The sequence below is a fragment of the Bowmanella yangjiangensis genome (assembly GCF_018531185.1).
GTDB classification, from domain to species: Bacteria; Pseudomonadota; Gammaproteobacteria; order Enterobacterales; family Alteromonadaceae; genus Bowmanella; species Bowmanella yangjiangensis.
The window spans coordinates 112729-128697 of record NZ_JAHDJU010000005.1 but is presented as its reverse complement, the minus strand read 5'-3'; the positions used below and the strand labels follow the sequence as shown (position 1 = coordinate 128697).

The 15969-nt window shown below is 49.3% G+C and carries 11 protein-coding genes; 4 read left to right on the top strand and 7 right to left on the bottom strand.

The features are described 5' to 3' along the window. Window positions 1-68: 68 nt before the first annotated feature. From KJY73_RS21115 to purE, 4 genes are all read right to left on the bottom strand, one after another. On the bottom strand, window positions 69-3017 hold the full coding sequence (locus KJY73_RS21115; RefSeq protein WP_214345609.1) for a ligand-binding sensor domain-containing diguanylate cyclase: 2949 nt from the start codon (window positions 3015-3017) through the stop codon (window positions 69-71). A gap of 140 nt (window positions 3018-3157) precedes the next feature. After that, entirely contained in the window at window positions 3158-4003 is an 846-nt protein-coding gene (gene trxA, locus KJY73_RS21110) for a thioredoxin (RefSeq protein ID WP_214345608.1), read from the bottom strand. Window positions 4004-4112: 109 nt separating this feature from the next. Continuing rightward, the gene (locus KJY73_RS21105; protein ID WP_214345607.1) at window positions 4113-5252 is read right to left on the bottom strand and encodes a 5-(carboxyamino)imidazole ribonucleotide synthase; all 1140 of its coding nucleotides are present in this window, start codon (window positions 5250-5252) and stop codon (window positions 4113-4115) included. Next, on the bottom strand, window positions 5249-5740 hold the full coding sequence (gene purE / locus KJY73_RS21100; RefSeq protein ID WP_214345631.1) for a 5-(carboxyamino)imidazole ribonucleotide mutase: 492 nt from the start codon (window positions 5738-5740) through the stop codon (window positions 5249-5251). Before purE ends, KJY73_RS21105 begins: the two co-directional genes overlap by 4 nt. A gap of 331 nt (window positions 5741-6071) precedes the next feature. Here purE and nhaA point away from each other — a divergent pair, with 331 nt between their 5' ends. Then, on the top strand, window positions 6072-7247 hold the full coding sequence (nhaA, locus tag KJY73_RS21095) for a Na+/H+ antiporter NhaA (protein WP_214345606.1): 1176 nt from the start codon (window positions 6072-6074) through the stop codon (window positions 7245-7247). On the opposite strand, the gene KJY73_RS21090 is transcribed toward nhaA, so the two are convergent. Further along, a complete protein-coding gene (locus KJY73_RS21090; RefSeq protein WP_214345605.1) occupies window positions 7248-11753 on the bottom strand; it encodes a PAS domain S-box protein in 4506 nt (1501 codons plus the stop codon). 202 nt (window positions 11754-11955) lie between these two features. Here KJY73_RS21090 and KJY73_RS21085 point away from each other — a divergent pair, with 202 nt between their 5' ends. Genes KJY73_RS21085 through trmB form a run of 3 tightly spaced genes read left to right on the top strand, consistent with a single transcriptional unit; the run spans window position 11956 to window position 14328 of the window. After that, on the top strand, window positions 11956-12906 hold the full coding sequence (locus KJY73_RS21085) for an ABC transporter ATP-binding protein (RefSeq protein WP_214345604.1): 951 nt from the start codon (window positions 11956-11958) through the stop codon (window positions 12904-12906). Next, on the top strand, window positions 12899-13669 hold the full coding sequence (locus KJY73_RS21080) for an ABC transporter permease (RefSeq protein ID WP_214345603.1): 771 nt from the start codon (window positions 12899-12901) through the stop codon (window positions 13667-13669). The genes KJY73_RS21085 and KJY73_RS21080 overlap by 8 nt, the downstream gene beginning before the upstream one ends. Continuing rightward, entirely contained in the window at window positions 13669-14328 is a 660-nt protein-coding gene (gene trmB / locus KJY73_RS21075; protein ID WP_214345602.1) for a tRNA (guanine(46)-N(7))-methyltransferase TrmB, read from the top strand. Before KJY73_RS21080 ends, trmB begins: the two co-directional genes overlap by 1 nt. A 47-nt stretch (window positions 14329-14375) precedes the next feature. Here trmB and KJY73_RS21070 read toward each other — a convergent pair whose 3' ends face one another. Both KJY73_RS21070 and KJY73_RS21065 read right to left on the bottom strand, forming a co-directional pair. Further along, complete coding sequence (locus KJY73_RS21070) at window positions 14376-15053, bottom strand: nitroreductase family protein (protein WP_214345601.1); 678 nt, start codon at window positions 15051-15053, stop codon at window positions 14376-14378. Between the two features lie 146 nt (window positions 15054-15199). After that, window positions 15200-15913 (bottom strand): EAL domain-containing protein, encoded by a 714-nt coding sequence (locus tag KJY73_RS21065; RefSeq protein ID WP_206595867.1) that lies wholly within the window; start codon window positions 15911-15913, stop codon window positions 15200-15202. Window positions 15914-15969 lie beyond the last annotated feature (56 nt).

The window sequence follows — 15969 nt, the reverse complement described above, 5'->3', positions numbered from 1 at the left end:
GAGGAATAAGCATCAGCGGAAATTATCGCAAAAGTATCACGAGACAATCACAATTCGATAAAGTAAGGCTATGGCGCTACGCGAGTCATATTTCGGCCGCTTTGCTTAGCTTGGTAAAGTGCCGTATCCGCTGCTTGCAACAATTGTTCAGTGTCTTGCCCATGGCGGTATTCAGCCAGCCCCAGACTGGCACTGAGGGTCAGCCCCGCCGCTATTTCACTGCAATTTATATGCATAACAGCTAACCTCAATCTTTCCGCCAACTTAACACCAGCCTCTCTATCCGTATTGGGCAGTAGCACAGCAAATTCTTCGCCCCCCCAACGGGCAACCAAATCGACTTCACGACTATGATGACGTAACGTATTGGCTACCAGTTGCAATACCGTATCACCAGCGGCGTGCGACCAGTTGTCGTTAATCTGCTTAAAATGGTCTAGATCCAGTAACAACAAGCAGAAGGGTGCAGTTTGGCGATTCGCGCGCGAAAATTCGCGCTGTAAGGCTTCATCAAATGCGCGACGATTTGCCAACCCCGTAAGACTGTCCTGTCTGGCTTGTTGTTCAAACGCTTCAGCTTGCTGACGGATCTGTTCCAGCAACTGTGATTTATCCCTGTTCGCTTGCTGAAGAGAAAAGGTCTGCTGCCGCAATGCCAATGTCTGTTCTTCCACTTTGTATTGCAGACGTTGCGAAGCACGCTGCAATGCCAGTAGCCGCCATTTAACGGCCACTATCAGCAATAAAACAAATACGACGGATAAGGCCAGCCAAAAGCCCGTCCGCTGCCATAATCGGGGAGGAATATAGAAGGTAATTTGCGCATCTGTGCCCACCCACTCGCCATTTGGATAGCTAGCCATCACGTGAAAGCGATACTCACCCGGTGCCAGACTGGTATATTCGGCACTATTGTGTGTACCTCTTGACACCCAGGCCTGATCAAAGCCATCCAGGCGGGTGCGATACCGAATGCGCTGAGGCACCACATAACCTAAACCGGCAAATTGAAATTCTATACGGCTCACGCCTTCAGGCAGAATGAGTCGCTCAGACGGGATGTAGTCTTTGCCATCAACCTGCACACGTTCTATAACAACCGGCATGTTGTAATCACCAAATTGCCTGAGGCGCTCGGGCTTAACCACAGACGCGCCCTTGGAGGTAGCAACCCAGACATGACCTTGTGCATTCAGACTCATCGCGGGATTTGAACCACCATTGGCCTGTGCACTGACCATACCGTCAGATTCGCCAAACAAGCTGTACTCCACCTGTCCACCTTGCCCGTCCAGAATGCCTGCCACTTGTGCAAAACGCAGTCTGAGAACCCCTCGATTACTGCTCAGCCACAGATTCCCGAGTAAATCTTCACTCACTTGAAAATACTTATCAAAAGGCATTCCAATGTCTCGACCTAGTATGGCTAAATGGCCATCCCGGTATCGATAGCGAATCAGGCCACGGTCGGTTGCCATCCATAGAGCCTGCTTATCTGCCTGCTCATAAAGGTCAAAAACAAATTGCGCCCCATCCAAACCACTAATATCCAGAGGATACAGCTTACCATCTTGCCAACGGGCAACTCCCGTCGCGGTGCCAATCCAAATACCATGCTGACTGGTTTCAAGTAAGGCTACGGCGAAATCACTGGGCAACCCATCCTCAACCTTTAAAGTCTTAAATTGTTTACCCTTAAAGATGTTCACTCCCGATGCGGTGGCAACCCAAAGTCGTCCATCTTTGGCTGGTAGAATGGCTCGGACCTCGTTAGAGAGCAGCCCGTCATCACGATCGATAAACTCTACTTCCTGACCATCTCGCCATTTAACCAAGCCATGGGTAAAAGTGCCTACCCAAAGGCCGCCCTCAGGTGCTTCTGCCAGGCTCAGTATGGTCTGACTTATCCGCTCACCGCTCAGCACTCTGATACCCGACTCGTCCATAAGATTGACGCCTTTGCTGGTGCCAATCCAAACCCGCTGCTGCGTATCAACCAATACTGTGCGTACAAAATTATCCGTCAGCCCCTGCGCTTGTGTCAGGGTTCGAAAGGCCGCGTCGCGCAAACGGAACAGGCCACCATTGGTGCCTAGCCAAAGGCTGTTTTCACTGTCCTTGAACATGGCGGTGATACGCTCGTTCGGCAGGCCATCTTGTTGACCAAGGTGTTCTAAACCGTATCGGCCCAGCCGGTAAACGCCATGGCCTATAGTTCCAAGCCATAGCTCATCCTCATCCACCAGCAATTTTGATATTGCGATATCAGTCAGTTGATCATGCAAAAGGGTGAATTTGTCGAGATCCTGTCGATAAGCACCGGCCTCTGTACCGACCAAAAGCCGCTGCTGGTTGTCCAATGTCAGAGCAAAAATTGGCCCTGATGGCAGGCCTGGAATGGGAGTTAAGGAAAGATTCAGCTCCTCATCGACCAAAAATAATCCGTTAGCCGTTCCCACCCATATTCGGCCTTGCGCATCTTCTTGCAAGCTGAATACGCTTAATGAATTGAGTCCCTGTTCGGCGGCAAAGTAGGTTCGATGTCCTTCGTTGTCCTGGCGGATTAGCCCAGCACCATCAGTGCCAAACCAGAGATTCCCTTGTTTGTCACATAGCATGCTGCGAATCAGGGCCGGTGCAATCTCCTGCGCCTGCCAGGCACCATTATGCTGAATACTTATCCCACCCCGGGCACTGGCCACCAGTAATCCACCGTCACAATTCTGTTCCAGGGTATACACACCATTATCGGGTAGCTTAGTACGATCACCTCGCCCAAAGGTTTTGAAGCTTCTACCGTTAAACCGGCTGACCCCTTCCCAGGTTCCAAACCACAAGTAACCATCCGTTGTTTGAGCAATGCTATTAATGGTGTTGTGGGGTAAACCATCCAGCGTCGTCCATTGCTCACGAAAGTAATCATGTAACCGGCCATCTGAAGCCAATACAGAGACGCTGTTGAACAGATTTAACAAACAAGCCAAGGCGAATATTCTGAGCACGGATTTCAGACTCAAGATAGTTCCAACTACTTATTCAACCCGGCAAATATTCATCGGGTGAGAAAATGGGGGATGAAAACTGCCCAAAATCTATTCGCATGTCAACCAAATGCGACCAACAGATATTCAGGCAAGGCGGGTATCCCCGCTCCAGGCTAGTATAACAGGCTATATAACTTGCGGCGGTACTGACTTGCTAATGGGTCGCCACTTGGTAAGGCATTCAGGCAATCAAGCAACACTTTTCTGGCATCACCGAAAGCCAAATCCTGCTGCAGCACAGACATCAATAAACTCAGTGCCTCTTCAACCCGATTGGCTTGCTGATATTGCACAGCCAGCTTTACTTTCAACTCCAGATTATCCGGCTGCTGCTCCAAGGCATCTTGCAGCGCTTTAATTTCAGGGCTTTCTGCGGCTTGCTCTGCAAGTTCAATCCGCCCTTTCAGGCTTTGATACTGCGCGTCCTGATCAACCACGCCAATGCTAGCCAACAATTCCTTAGCTTGTTGTATACGGCCAAGCAGCAAATAAGCTTCGATCAATACAAACTTAATATCCGCACGTTGTGTATCCAAATCATGGGCTTGTTTTGCCAAACCGCAGGCTTGCTGCGCATCGCCTTCATCGAGTAACAAACGCGCTTGTTCCAGCAGGGTGTCAGCTGGACTGGGCAAATGCTTTTCAAGCATGGCACGAATCTCAGACTCGCTCTGCAACCCGGCAAAACCGTCTATAGGCTGTCCATCTTTGACAAGGATGACGGTAGGTAGGCTACGTACACCGAATTGCATAGCAATTTGTTGCTGCTCATCACAGTTGACCTTGGCCAAAATTAAGTGCTGGGCATACTCGCCTGCCAACTTTTCCAGTATTGGCATCAGGTTTTTGCATGGTTCACACCAATCAGCCCAAAAATCAACCATAACCAGTTTTTGCTGAGAGGCTTCCAACATCACTTGCTGAAAATTGTTCAAATCAACGTGAATAATATTTTCCACAATTCTTTCCAAAATTAGACATCCAGATGGTGTTACCTGAGATTATCGGGACAAAAAACACTTTTACAAGACTCCATCCTGATACAACAAAGGGCCGTAAGGCCCTTCATCAGATGGATTGCAATTTCTGACCTTCTGCGCGCAAATGCGGAAAGTGGCTGTCAGGAAGATAATCTGCCAGATCCAACATAATCCGGCCGAGCTTCGCATAGTTTTCGCCAACCAGATTAATATGCCCCATCTTGCGTTTGGCTCGGACGCTTTTGCCGTACCAATGCAAATGGCAACCGCCAATCTTCAGCAGTTCCAAATTGAGTTTTTCATAGCCAATCACATTGACCATAGCACTGGTACCGGAAGCCTGCGTATCACCTAATGGCAAACCACAAATAGCGCGTAGGTGATTCTCAAATTGACAGGTATCCGCGCCTTGCATGCTCCAATGCCCGGAGTTGTGCACGCGCGGGGCAATTTCATTGACCAAGAGTTGCTCCCCAACCTGGAAGAACTCAACAGCCAAGACGCCGATATAACCCAGTCCGTCAGCCAGACGCGTGAAAATATCCTCAGCTTGCGCTGTCAATGCAGCACTGCACCCTGGAGCCGGAGCGATAGACACATGCAACTGCCCCTGATGATGCAGATTTTCTGCCAGCGGATAAAACTTAACCTGGCCGTCTTTACTGCGTATACCAACCAATGACACTTCTCGGTCAAACAGGGACATCTGCTCAACTACAAGGGGAACAGTATGCAAATCCAGTCCCGCCAATTCCTGTTTCAGGGCAGGTAAATCCTGGCGAGAGGCCAAACGCCACTGGCCATAACCATCGTACCCATCGCGGCTGGCTTTTAAGATAAGCTTCTCACCCAGCGCATCAACGACATCATCCAATTGTGCTATATCATCAACGATTCGGTGAGCGCAGTTAGGGATAGCCAAACGCTCAAGCAAACGCTTTTCCCGCACCCGGTCAGCCCCTGTCAGGATAGCTTCCATTCCAGGCAATAACTTGCCTGTTTTTCGCGCTTGCTCCAGAAGATCTTCGGGAATATGTTCAAACTCCACAGAGATCGCATCAGCATCAAGCATGGCTTCATCCAAGGTTATGGACAATGGCATCTTGCTGACCGGATTAACGACAATCCTTGCCCCTACATCAACGGCTGATACTTCAATTCCCAGCGGTGCCCCTGCCAGGTACATCATCCTGGCTAACTGACCGGCACCAAAGATCAATACCTTCATTCAGGCAACTCCAGGGTTTGATTAGCTAAAACCATGTCCGTCTGAGCCTTGCGAAATGCTTTAATGCGTTCAGTGAGCGCTTTATCACTAATGGCCAGTATTTGCGCTGCCAGTAATCCGGCATTGGCCGCACCGGCCTCTCCAATAGCCAAAGTACCCACAGCAACACCTTTAGGCATCTGCACTATAGAATACAGCGAATCAACACCACTCAAGGCTTTTGACTTTACTGGCACGCCTAATACGGGTAAATGAGTATGCGCCGCAATCATGCCAGGCAAATGCGCAGCACCACCAGCGCCGGCAATGATGACCTCAAAGCCCTGCTCGGCCGCACTATTGGCAAACTCACACAACAGATCAGGTGTGCGGTGCGCAGACACAACTCTGGCAGTAAAATCCACACCTAGCTCTTTCAACATCAGGGCGGCCTGCTGCATTGTAGGCCAGTCTGACTGCGACCCCATCACAATGGCGACTTTGGGCATCATAGCTCCTCATTAATTCACAAAAAGCAAACCAACCGGGTAAGGTCTCTATGCCTTAGCCTGCAGGCTGGAAAAACAGATGCGCGATTGTACATTAAACTGCCCCTCAGCCAAAGCGCCACCAAGGTCTACAGTGATTGAACCCTTAGGAATTGTTATTCCGTCGTAAAGCCGTCAGGTGACCACTTGAAAATCAATCAGTTAAGCCATAAATATGCGCACTGACCAGCAAACTTGAACCGCTTTTACTGGCGGCGGCCTCAGGAATAGCTGACAATAATACCGGGACGCAGACCAGCCCCCTTATAACGAATAATGGAGTCACGCCCCTATGAATGCATTGAAGGACTTTTTCAAACTGGAGTCAGCGAGCGGCATCTTACTGATGATTGCCGCCGCCCTCGCCCTTATCGTAGCCAACTCTCCACTGGCTGCGCTGTATGACTCATTTCTGAATATTCCGGTGGCCGTGCAAGTGGGCAAACTGGAAATTGCCAAGCCGCTGTTGCTATGGATCAACGACGGTTTTATGGCGATCTTCTTCTTTCTGGTTGGCTTGGAATTAAAACGCGAAATACGTTCCGGCCAGTTATCTAAACCTGACAACATAATGCTTCCGGCTATTGGTGCGCTGGGCGGCATGGTTGTTCCAGCGGCTATCTATGTATTTTTCACCATCGGTGATGATCATGCCTTATCAGGCTGGGCGATTCCGGCTGCTACAGATATCGCCTTTGCCTTGGGTGTGCTAGCACTACTGGGAAGCCGAATTCCCACCAGCCTGAAAATATTTTTGGTGTCCTTGGCCATTATTGATGACATCGGCGCCATTTTGATTATCGCGCTGTTTTACACTAACAATATTTCTACCGGGCCTTTGATAGTAGCTGGCCTTAGTCTGTTTGTACTGTGGTGGATGAACAAACGCAATGTCACAGAAATCGCATCTTATGTATTGATTGGTGTTGTGCTTTGGGTTGCGATGCTTAAATCTGGTGTGCACGCTACGTTGGCAGGTGTACTACTGGCCTTCTTCATTCCCATGTATGACAAGAAAAAAGCCGGATATCTTCCGGTCCAGGAGTTGGAGCACAGCCTTCATCCTGCCGTAGCCTATGTCATCCTGCCTTTGTTTGCCTTCGCCAATGCTGGCATCAATTTCTCAGATATGGGTATGGAGTCTATTGCACATCCAGTAACCCTTGGGGTTTTGCTCGGGTTGTTTGTTGGTAAGCAAGTGGGCGTTTTTGGTTTCTGCTATGTCGCAATCAAATTAAAACTGACCAAGCTCCCCTCAGATATCAGCATGATGCAGTTATATGGAACAGCATTACTTTGCGGTGTAGGTTTTACCATGAGTTTGTTTATAGGTTCATTAGCCTTTGAAGAAACTGGAATGAAATTAGCCTTTGATGAGCGAGTAGGCATACTTGGCGGTTCATTGCTTTCAGCGGTGGCTGGTTACCTGGTCCTACGTATGTGCTGTAAAGATAAAAACGCAGCCTGATTACTCAGGCTGCGTTTCTTCCTGACCTGCATTTTGGGGCACTTGCAATAACTGCAGTGCCCGCCGACAACCTATCAAGGCCTTTTCATAGTCCATTATTTCCAAGGCCTGTTCAATAATCAAAGCCAGCTCGGGCAGGGTTTCATGCAAAGGCCCCGCGAGCAGTTCAAATTGTTGCAAGGCTTCAACATCTGAGCTTTCCAACAAGCTCTCTAACCTGACCAGTGCCTCACCTAGTTCAACATCATCGAGCTCAGGCATACCCGAAGCTGGTATCCGATTCACATCGAGCCACTGTTGTACTTCTTCGGTTGTCTTTTTCAGCTGCTGTTGCAGCTTTTCCAACAGTTGCTGATAGTCTCCTTCACTGTTTTTGCGCAGCAGCACTTCTAGCTGACTGGCTGTCTTGCTAGCGCAATTCGCGCCGATCATGGCAGTCATGCCTTTGATCGTATGAAAAACATCGGCAACCACCGAGCAATCTTGTACCGGGCGTTCAATAGGCAGTTTAGCGACCAACAGGGGTTCATCCTTCAGGAAGCTTGCCAGTGCTTTGCCATATACCTCCTGATTCCCGCCCATCCGTTTGATAGCAACAGCAGAGTCCAAAGCAAGTTCATGCTCCTCAACAACAGCTGCAGTCATAGCCATCTCTTCGTCTGACCTTCCCAGACACTTCAGAATCAAGGCTACTAAGTGATCTAATTCGAAAGGTTTACCTATATGGTCATTCATGCCAGCCTCACTGGCTGCAATCTTGTCGGTATCCATTGCATTGGCAGTCATGGCGATGATGGGCAAGCTATCATTCCCCAGCACTTGTCTTATCTCTCGGGTCGCCGCGTAACCATCCATTTCCGGCATTTGGATATCCATAAGCACCAGATCAAAATCCAATGCCGGGTCGGCCACTTTCTCAACGGCCTCAATCCCATTGTGGGCAACAACTACTTCCGCTCCTTCCAGTTGCAACAATTCTGTGGCTACCTGTTGGTTGGTGGGATTGTCTTCAGCCAATAACAGGGTCAGTCCTTTTAAACGCGTTCGGCCAACTGCAGCCGGCGAAGTAAAACGTTGTTTCTGAACAACAATATCTGCAACAGCATCAAGCAACATTGAAGGGGTTACAGGCTTTAAAAGATGCGCATTAATAATATCGCCGCGATGCAGATCATGTTGCCGCAGTAATTCATCACCATGGGCCGTGACCATAATAATCATTGGCAGCTTGTCTGACGGGTACATAGCACGGATACACTCACAGGTTTCCCAGCCATCCATACCGGGCATCACCCAGTCCATAAGCAACAGGTCGCAAGGTGGACGATTGCCCCCTTTCGCCATGTAGCTGATGGCCAAATCCCCCTGAGACAAGGTTTCTGCCTGCCAACCGAAAGATTCAACCATGCTAGTCAGCACTTCTCTGGCGCCAGCATTATCATCCACAATCAGCACCTTCAGGTCTTTAGGCAAACTGCGCCAATCTCGCTCTTCGGCCAACTGACACGGCAATGTGAAGTAGAACTCACTGCCTTTACTCAGTTCACTGCTTACGCTGAGCTCCCCCCCCATTTGCCGTACCAATCTCTGACTGATGGCTAAGCCCAGTCCAGATCCGCCATAGCGTCTGGCGGTTGAACTCTCAGCTTGTCTGAATCCATCAAAAATGTGCTGCAACTGACTCTCGGCAATACCTATTCCGCTATCCTTGACCCTGAATTCCAAGCGTAATTTGTCACCCTCTCGACTTAGTAACTTGAGCGACAGCGTTACTTCGCCTTGCTCGGTAAACTTAATTGCGTTGCCAGCTAAATTAACCAAAATTTGTTGCAGTCGCAGGCTATCCGCTATAACCAGCCTGGGCGTGTTAGTATCAATATCAAAGAGAATCTCCAGTTGTTTTTTGCCTATGTCGGCAGCGACAATGGAACCGACCTCCATCATCAACACATCCAAATTACATGGTTGCGGATCCAGTTCCAGTTTGCCGGCTTCGACTCTCGAAAAGTCCAGAATGTCATTTAGAATGCCTAACAGCAGCCGGCCGGCAGACTCAGCCTTTCTGACATAATCCAGTTGATTCGACTCCAATCTGCTCTTAATCAAAAGTTGCAACAACCCCAGAATGGCGTTCATGGGGGTGCGAATTTCATGGCTCATATTGGCCAAAAATACCGACTTAGCGCGATTCGCGCTATCGGCCTCGCGTCTCGCCGCCTGCAGAGTTTCTTCATAAGTACGCTGAACCGTGATATCTCTGTTGATACCTACAACACGCACAACCTCATGGTGTTGATTCCACTCCATGGCCGCCGAAGCCTGCACGATACGGATATCCCCATTTGGCCTGACGACACGAAACTCAGGATTAAAAGTGCCATTGCCTGCCAGTGCCTCCGTCAGCGTCTCGACCGCAGTGTCACGGTCATCAGGGTGCAGAGTGTCAAACCAACTTTTATAAGTCAGAACATGGTTACTTGGCAGTTGGTAGATGCGGTACATTTGCTCATTCCATTCCAGCTTGTCGCTGGCAACATCCCATTGCCAAACCCCCAACTCCCCTACCTCGACGGCTTTAAGCAAATGTTCTTTGGTACTTTCTAATTCACGGCGCGCCCTGACTTGCTGAGTGATATCTGAGGCCATGCCCAAATAGCCGGTAATCTGTCCTTTCTCATCCAACAAACTGGTAACAGATAACAACACCGGGAGCTCACTTTTATCTGCCCGAACATAAGTCCATTCATGAGCGTTCGGCAATCCATGTCGAGACTTGCAGATAAACACATCAAAACCAGGTTGGATGTCTTCCTGCAACTCCTGACTAAATTGCTCTGCCCGCTGAACAACCTCCCATTCTAAGTGAAAAATCGCCGGCGTTTGCTTACCGATGATGTCCTTAGCCGCATAGCCAAGCATTTTCTCGGCGGCAGGGTTGAACATCACTATGGTGCCCTCAAGATCAGACGCGATCACTGCATGCCCAGCCTGAGCAAGAATGGCTTTTTGTAAGCGGTGCATTTCTGAAATTTCGGCAGTTTGTTCTGCTACCCGCTGCTCTAATTCCAGGTTGAGCTGTTGAATTTGTCTCTCAACCGCTTTTTGCCGGCCGATATCACGCATAATAGCCGCCACACCAATGGCCATTTGGTTGTCATCCAACACCGGCGTAACAGACACAGAGAGCTCAATCAGGCTACCATCCTTATGCTTTCGCAGCGTATCGTAGGGCAACACCATCTTGCCTTGACGGATCATTTCCAAAGCACGTTCAGACTCATCACGTTTGTCTTCTGGCACCATTAAATCGGTGTAGTTTTGTTTCAACACCTCATCCTGCCGGTAACCAAAAATACGTTCAGCAGCCAGATTCCAATCGGTAATCACACCATCAAGATCCGCGCTTATCACCGCATCCTGGCTATTGGTAACAATCGCTGCCAAACGTCCCTGCTGTTCCTGCAACTGCTGCCTTTGCCGCACATTCAGCCAATAAAGCAACACTAAACAACCGATCGCCCCCATTCCCAGTAGCATGCTGGCAAACAGCTTGCCTGTAGCCGCGGCGGCTATTTCATTTACTGCCATTTCTGAATAAAGCATTCTCAGCGTCACAAACCGTCGGGGATCGACATCGTCTAATGCCAAGTTGTGTTGAACAACATAGAATACTTCATTGCCCTTTCGCACAAGCAAATGACCGGATGGCGCTTGACCTTGTTCAAACTCGTCCTGCCAACGCCAGACCTGTCCTTTATCAAAACCAAAACTGACATCACTGTTAGGGTGAAGCAGAAAATCACCTCGTTGATTGGTTAAATACAAAGGCTCATCGGCACCGATTCCTTCATTAAGGTTATCAAGCAGCGCATTCGCATCAATATTCAGAATGACCAGACCGAAAGGAGCCTCCTCCTCATCCCACACGGGGGTGGCAATGCGTAAGGTGGGGCGATAGGGAATCTCCAGTTCCCCATACTCTCGATTAAGGTTAATCTCAGAGATGTATAATTGGCCTGGAGCCAGTATCATCGCTTCGGTGAAGTAATCTCGATTAGCTTTAGGCTGCAGCTGGGCTTCCGGGATGACTTGCACCTTGCCATCAACCCAATCAACCCTGACGAGTTCTTTGCCGTTATTTGCCCGGCCGATATACCTGGCCTGCATAACCGAGGGGTGGCTTTGGATAAAGCCGATGAAAATCTGCTGAAGACGGTCTTTCCATACCTCACTGGAGCTATTACCTAGTGTATCGAAGCCGTCATTTCTCTCTGAGCGAGCAAGGCCCGATATGGGTGGCACAGAGGCAAGAAACATAACATTGCGCTTAAGGCTATCCAGGGATTCCTGCAAGTGTTCGGCACGCAGGCTCACCTGATCTTTCAACTTTCTATCAGTATCTATAATGGCCCGCTCACGTTCCTTGCTGATATTCCAGGAAAACATCGTGACTGCTGCGACAATAAGCAGCAAGACGAAACCTATAAAGCCAATCCTGCGCAACACCTTCATTCCTCTAACCGTTTTTTACCTTCAAAGCTTAACACCATATTTTTATCTCACTAGTACTTAGCTTCGGTATTCGTCTCGGGTTTCATTGCTGTTTAAGATAAGCTGGCGCTTGAAAAGTGTCCCGGCCATCCCAACCTTTGAACGATCGATTAATCCTAAGCCACAATCCTGCCACACCAAACTGGATACTCTAATAATGCGAAATGCTTTGGAAATTCAGGGGCTGCGTAAAACCTACAGAGGTAATGTAGAAGCCCTTAAAGGTATAGACCTGACAGTAAAGGAAGGCGACTTTTTTGCCCTACTGGGCCCCAACGGGGCGGGTAAGTCGACCACCATTGGCATTATCGCCAGTCTGGTTAACAAGTCAGACGGCAAAGTAATGATATTTGGCGATGATATGGATAAAGATCTGGTCAAGGCCAAGTCACATATCGGCTTAGTGCCGCAGGAATTCAATTTTAATCAGTTTGAGACCTTACTGCAGATTGTTTGTAATCAGGCTGGCTATTATGGGGTCCCACGTCCACTCGCCTTGCAGCGTGCTGAAAAATACCTCAAACAACTGGATTTATGGGAAAAGCGCAACATGGCGGCGCGTACCTTATCCGGTGGTATGAAGCGTCGCTTAATGATCGCAAGGGCCTTGATGCACGAGCCCAAAGTGCTGATTCTGGATGAGCCCACAGCCGGCGTAGATATAGAAATCCGTCGCTCCATGTGGACTTTCCTGCAGGAGATAAACCGTCAAGGCATCACTATTATCCTGACCACCCATTATCTGGAGGAAGCGGAGATGCTGTGTCGTAATATCGCCATTATCGACAAAGGTCGCATCATCGAAAACACCAGCATGAAAGGTCTGCTTTCCAAGCTGAATATTGAAACTTTCATTCTCGATCTACCCGCGAACAGCCTGAAACCGCAGTTGCAGGGCTTTACCTACCGTCAAACTGATGACCATACATTGGAAGTGGATGTCCCCAAAGCAACGGGCCTGAACGGCGTATTCAGCCAACTTTCCGAACAAGGCATTCAAGTGCTGAGTATGCGTAATAAATCCAACCGACTAGAAGAGCTATTTGTTCGCCTGGTCGAAGACGGTCGCACCCAAGCTTCGGCTTCCAAGGAGGCACAACATGGCTAATTTGCAGTTAACTGCCCTTAAAACCCTGTGGCGTAAGGAATGTACACGTTTTTTGCGCATCTGGGTGCAAACCCTGGTACCGCCCGCCATCACCATGAGCCTTTACTTTGTCATTTTCGGTAGCCTGATCGGTAGTCGCATTGGCGAGATGGGTGGCTTCAGCTATATGGAGTTTATTGTGCCCGGCCTGATTATGATGTCGGTGATCACCAATGCTTACGCCAATGTGTCATCGTCCTTCTTCAGCGCCAAATTCCAGCGTAACGTCGAAGAGCTTCTGGTCGCTCCATTGTCTAATTGGATCATCATCCTCGGCTTCGTGGGAGGCGGTGTCGCCCGCGCATTATTGGTCGGATTGATTGTAACCCTGGTGTCACTGTTATTTGTGGATATACAAATTCACCACCCAGTGATGCTGGTAGCCACACTGGTATTAACCGCAACCTTATTCGCCGCGGCTGGATTGGTGAACGCGGTTTATGCCAAAACCTTTGATGACATCAGTGTGATCCCGACCTTTGTGCTGACCCCACTCACCTATTTAGGCGGCGTGTTTTACTCATTAACCCTGCTGCCTGAATTCTGGCAATGGGTAAGTAAGGCAAACCCCATCGTCTATATGGTAAATGGCTTCCGTTATGGTTTCCTGGGTGTGTCTGATGTGGGCATTGGCACCTCTATTGCGGTGCTGCTAGCCTTTAATCTGGCGCTATTCGCCACCGCATGGCATCTAATCAATAAAGGCGTGGGGATCCGTAGCTGATGGGTGAGTCTAAAATTGTCACCAGTAACCAAGATGGCCCACATGAAAAACTAGAGGAGCTGGTTCGGCGTCACCTGAGCAGCCAATCGCAAAAGCCTTTCAGCCAGCACACACTGGATGCTTTTGCTGAGGCACAAGCCTGGCTGGGCGACTGGCAAGGACCATTAATTATGGACTCATGCTGCGGCGTGGGGGAAAGCACTGCCGTTATCGCAGCACTCTATCCAGAGGCTAAAGTGATTGGCGTAGATAAGTCTGCTCTGCGCACCAGCAAGCACGAGCGCGGATATGCAGTGGATCAGGACAACTATCTGGTGCTGCGCGCTGATTTAAACGACTTCTGGCGTCTGGCTTATCAAAGTGGCTGGAAACTGCAACGACATTTCCTGCTTTACCCCAATCCCTGGCCCAAATCTATGCACGTTAAACGTCGCTGGCATGGGGGGGCGGCCTTTGCCGATATTCTTAAGCTAGGCGGCACCCTAACCGTGCGCAGTAATTGGCCTTTGTATATTGAAGAGTTTGCTCTGGCATTGGCTATAGCCGGCGTGACAGCCACACCAGCGCTATATCAAGCGGCCGAACCCATGACACCATTCGAACGTAAGTACTGGGCCAGTGGTCAGCAAAGCTGGCAGTTGGAAGTCGACTTGCCCTAAAAACACAAAAGCCCCGCCGATGCGGGGCTTTTCTTTTTAAACCTACTTTAGAGAAAGGTAGATATCTCACTCAGGTCTTTTTTCACCAAGGCATGTTCGGGCACTGTGGCGTCCTCGGCGGGATAACCCGCGATCAAGAGCATAAAGGGACGTTCGTTATCCGGATTGCGCTGGCATATTTCAGTAAGAAAGCTCATGGGCTTGGGTGTATGAGTCAGTGTCACCAATCCCGCTTGATGCAACGCCTGGATCAGAAACCCCGTGGCCAGTCCAACAGATTCATGCACATAGTAGTTCTGCTGATTATCTTGCGCATGAATGCCACCACGCTTTTGGCTAAACACAGCGATAAGCCAGGGCGCCGTTTCAAGATAAGGTTTCTGCGCATCGGTCCCCAAGGGTTTAAGTGCCCCCAGCCATTCTTCGCCGGCACGCCCTTCATAAAAGGAGCGCTCCAGGGCTTCAGCCTGCTCGCGAATCTGACGTTTTACATCAGCATCCTGAATTGCTACGAAATGCCAGGGTTGATGATTTGCACCACTTGGCGCGGTTCCTGCTGAGCGTATGCAAGTTTCGATAAGTTCTTTACTGACCGGCTTATCTGAAAAGGAGCGAATGGTATGACGGCGCTGACAACTGGCATAAAAAGCTTGGGCCCGAGCGAGCATTTCGTCCGGGGAAAATTCCTGATAATCCGTCAGGGGAACGCAGGCATGATCTTGCATGAAAAGTCCTTGGCAGTATTAAGGTAAACGCATAAGTACCTTATCCTTACCGGGCTGGTCAATTCGCCGGACGAAGATGGCCTGCTACATTTTATTTACAACTGTCAAGAATCGCGGCCATCGCGCTTCATGACCAAAAGCACTGATTAATTTAAAAAAGCCTGGGGACGGCTGAAATAGAATCCTTGTCCATAGCGAATTCCCAACCCCTGCACTGCTTCCAGTGCACTTTGGTCTTCAATATGCTCGGCAATTACGGCGATATTGCGCTCATCAGCCAATTGGTTCAGGTAACCAACAAAATCAAGCGCTTCCTGGCTTTTGACGACTTGCCGAATCAACGAACCATCGACTTTTACGCCGTCTATGGGCAAGTCAAGAATACTGGTGATATTGCTGGAAATAGCGCCAAAATGATCAACAAACAATCTGACATTCAACGTCTTACATATGGCCAGGAAGGACATAAAGTCATCACGATAATCAAACGCGGTAGATGCCATCAACTCCAGGGTCACCCTGCTGGGGTCGGGATAGTTATCCAGAAATTCAGCCAGGAACTTGGCAAAACCGGGCTCCACAATATCCTGCTGGCTGATATTGATACTAAAGGCCATGTTGTTGTTACGAAAATAACTGGCACAGTTATAGAAAATCCGCTGGCTCAGCTCACCGAAGCATTGATGACGCTCCACCAGGTAGAGAAACTCACTGGGTAAAAAGGTTCGTTCGTCATCGGTGACAAGCCGGGCCAGGCACTCATAACTCCACACCGCATGATGCTGCAGATCCATTATCGGCTGGAAATAGGGCACGATACGCTCCATATCGAACAAACCAGCTATCTCTTTAATTCGCATGCAATTTCTTCTTATCAACCCGATAATCTCAATATAGCAGCGCTATTGCCGGGCGG

Bases quoted from the DNA above. Each gene is read 5' to 3' on its own strand.
- KJY73_RS21105 (WP_214345607.1), bottom strand. From the start codon at position 5,252: ATGAAGGTATTGATCTTTGGTGCCGGTCAGTTAGCCAGGATGATGTAC.
- purE (WP_214345631.1), bottom strand. From the start codon at position 5,740: ATGCCCAAAGTCGCCATTGTGATGGGGTCGCAGTCAGACTGGCCTACA.
- nhaA (WP_214345606.1), top strand. From the start codon at position 6,072: ATGAATGCATTGAAGGACTTTTTCAAACTGGAGTCAGCGAGCGGCATC.
- KJY73_RS21085 (WP_214345604.1), top strand. From the start codon at position 11,956: ATGCGAAATGCTTTGGAAATTCAGGGGCTGCGTAAAACCTACAGAGGT.
- KJY73_RS21080 (WP_214345603.1), top strand. From the start codon at position 12,899: ATGGCTAATTTGCAGTTAACTGCCCTTAAAACCCTGTGGCGTAAGGAA.
- trmB (WP_214345602.1), top strand. From the start codon at position 13,669: ATGGGTGAGTCTAAAATTGTCACCAGTAACCAAGATGGCCCACATGAA.
- KJY73_RS21070 (WP_214345601.1), bottom strand. From the start codon at position 15,053: ATGCAAGATCATGCCTGCGTTCCCCTGACGGATTATCAGGAATTTTCC.
- KJY73_RS21065 (WP_206595867.1), bottom strand. From the start codon at position 15,913: ATGCGAATTAAAGAGATAGCTGGTTTGTTCGATATGGAGCGTATCGTG.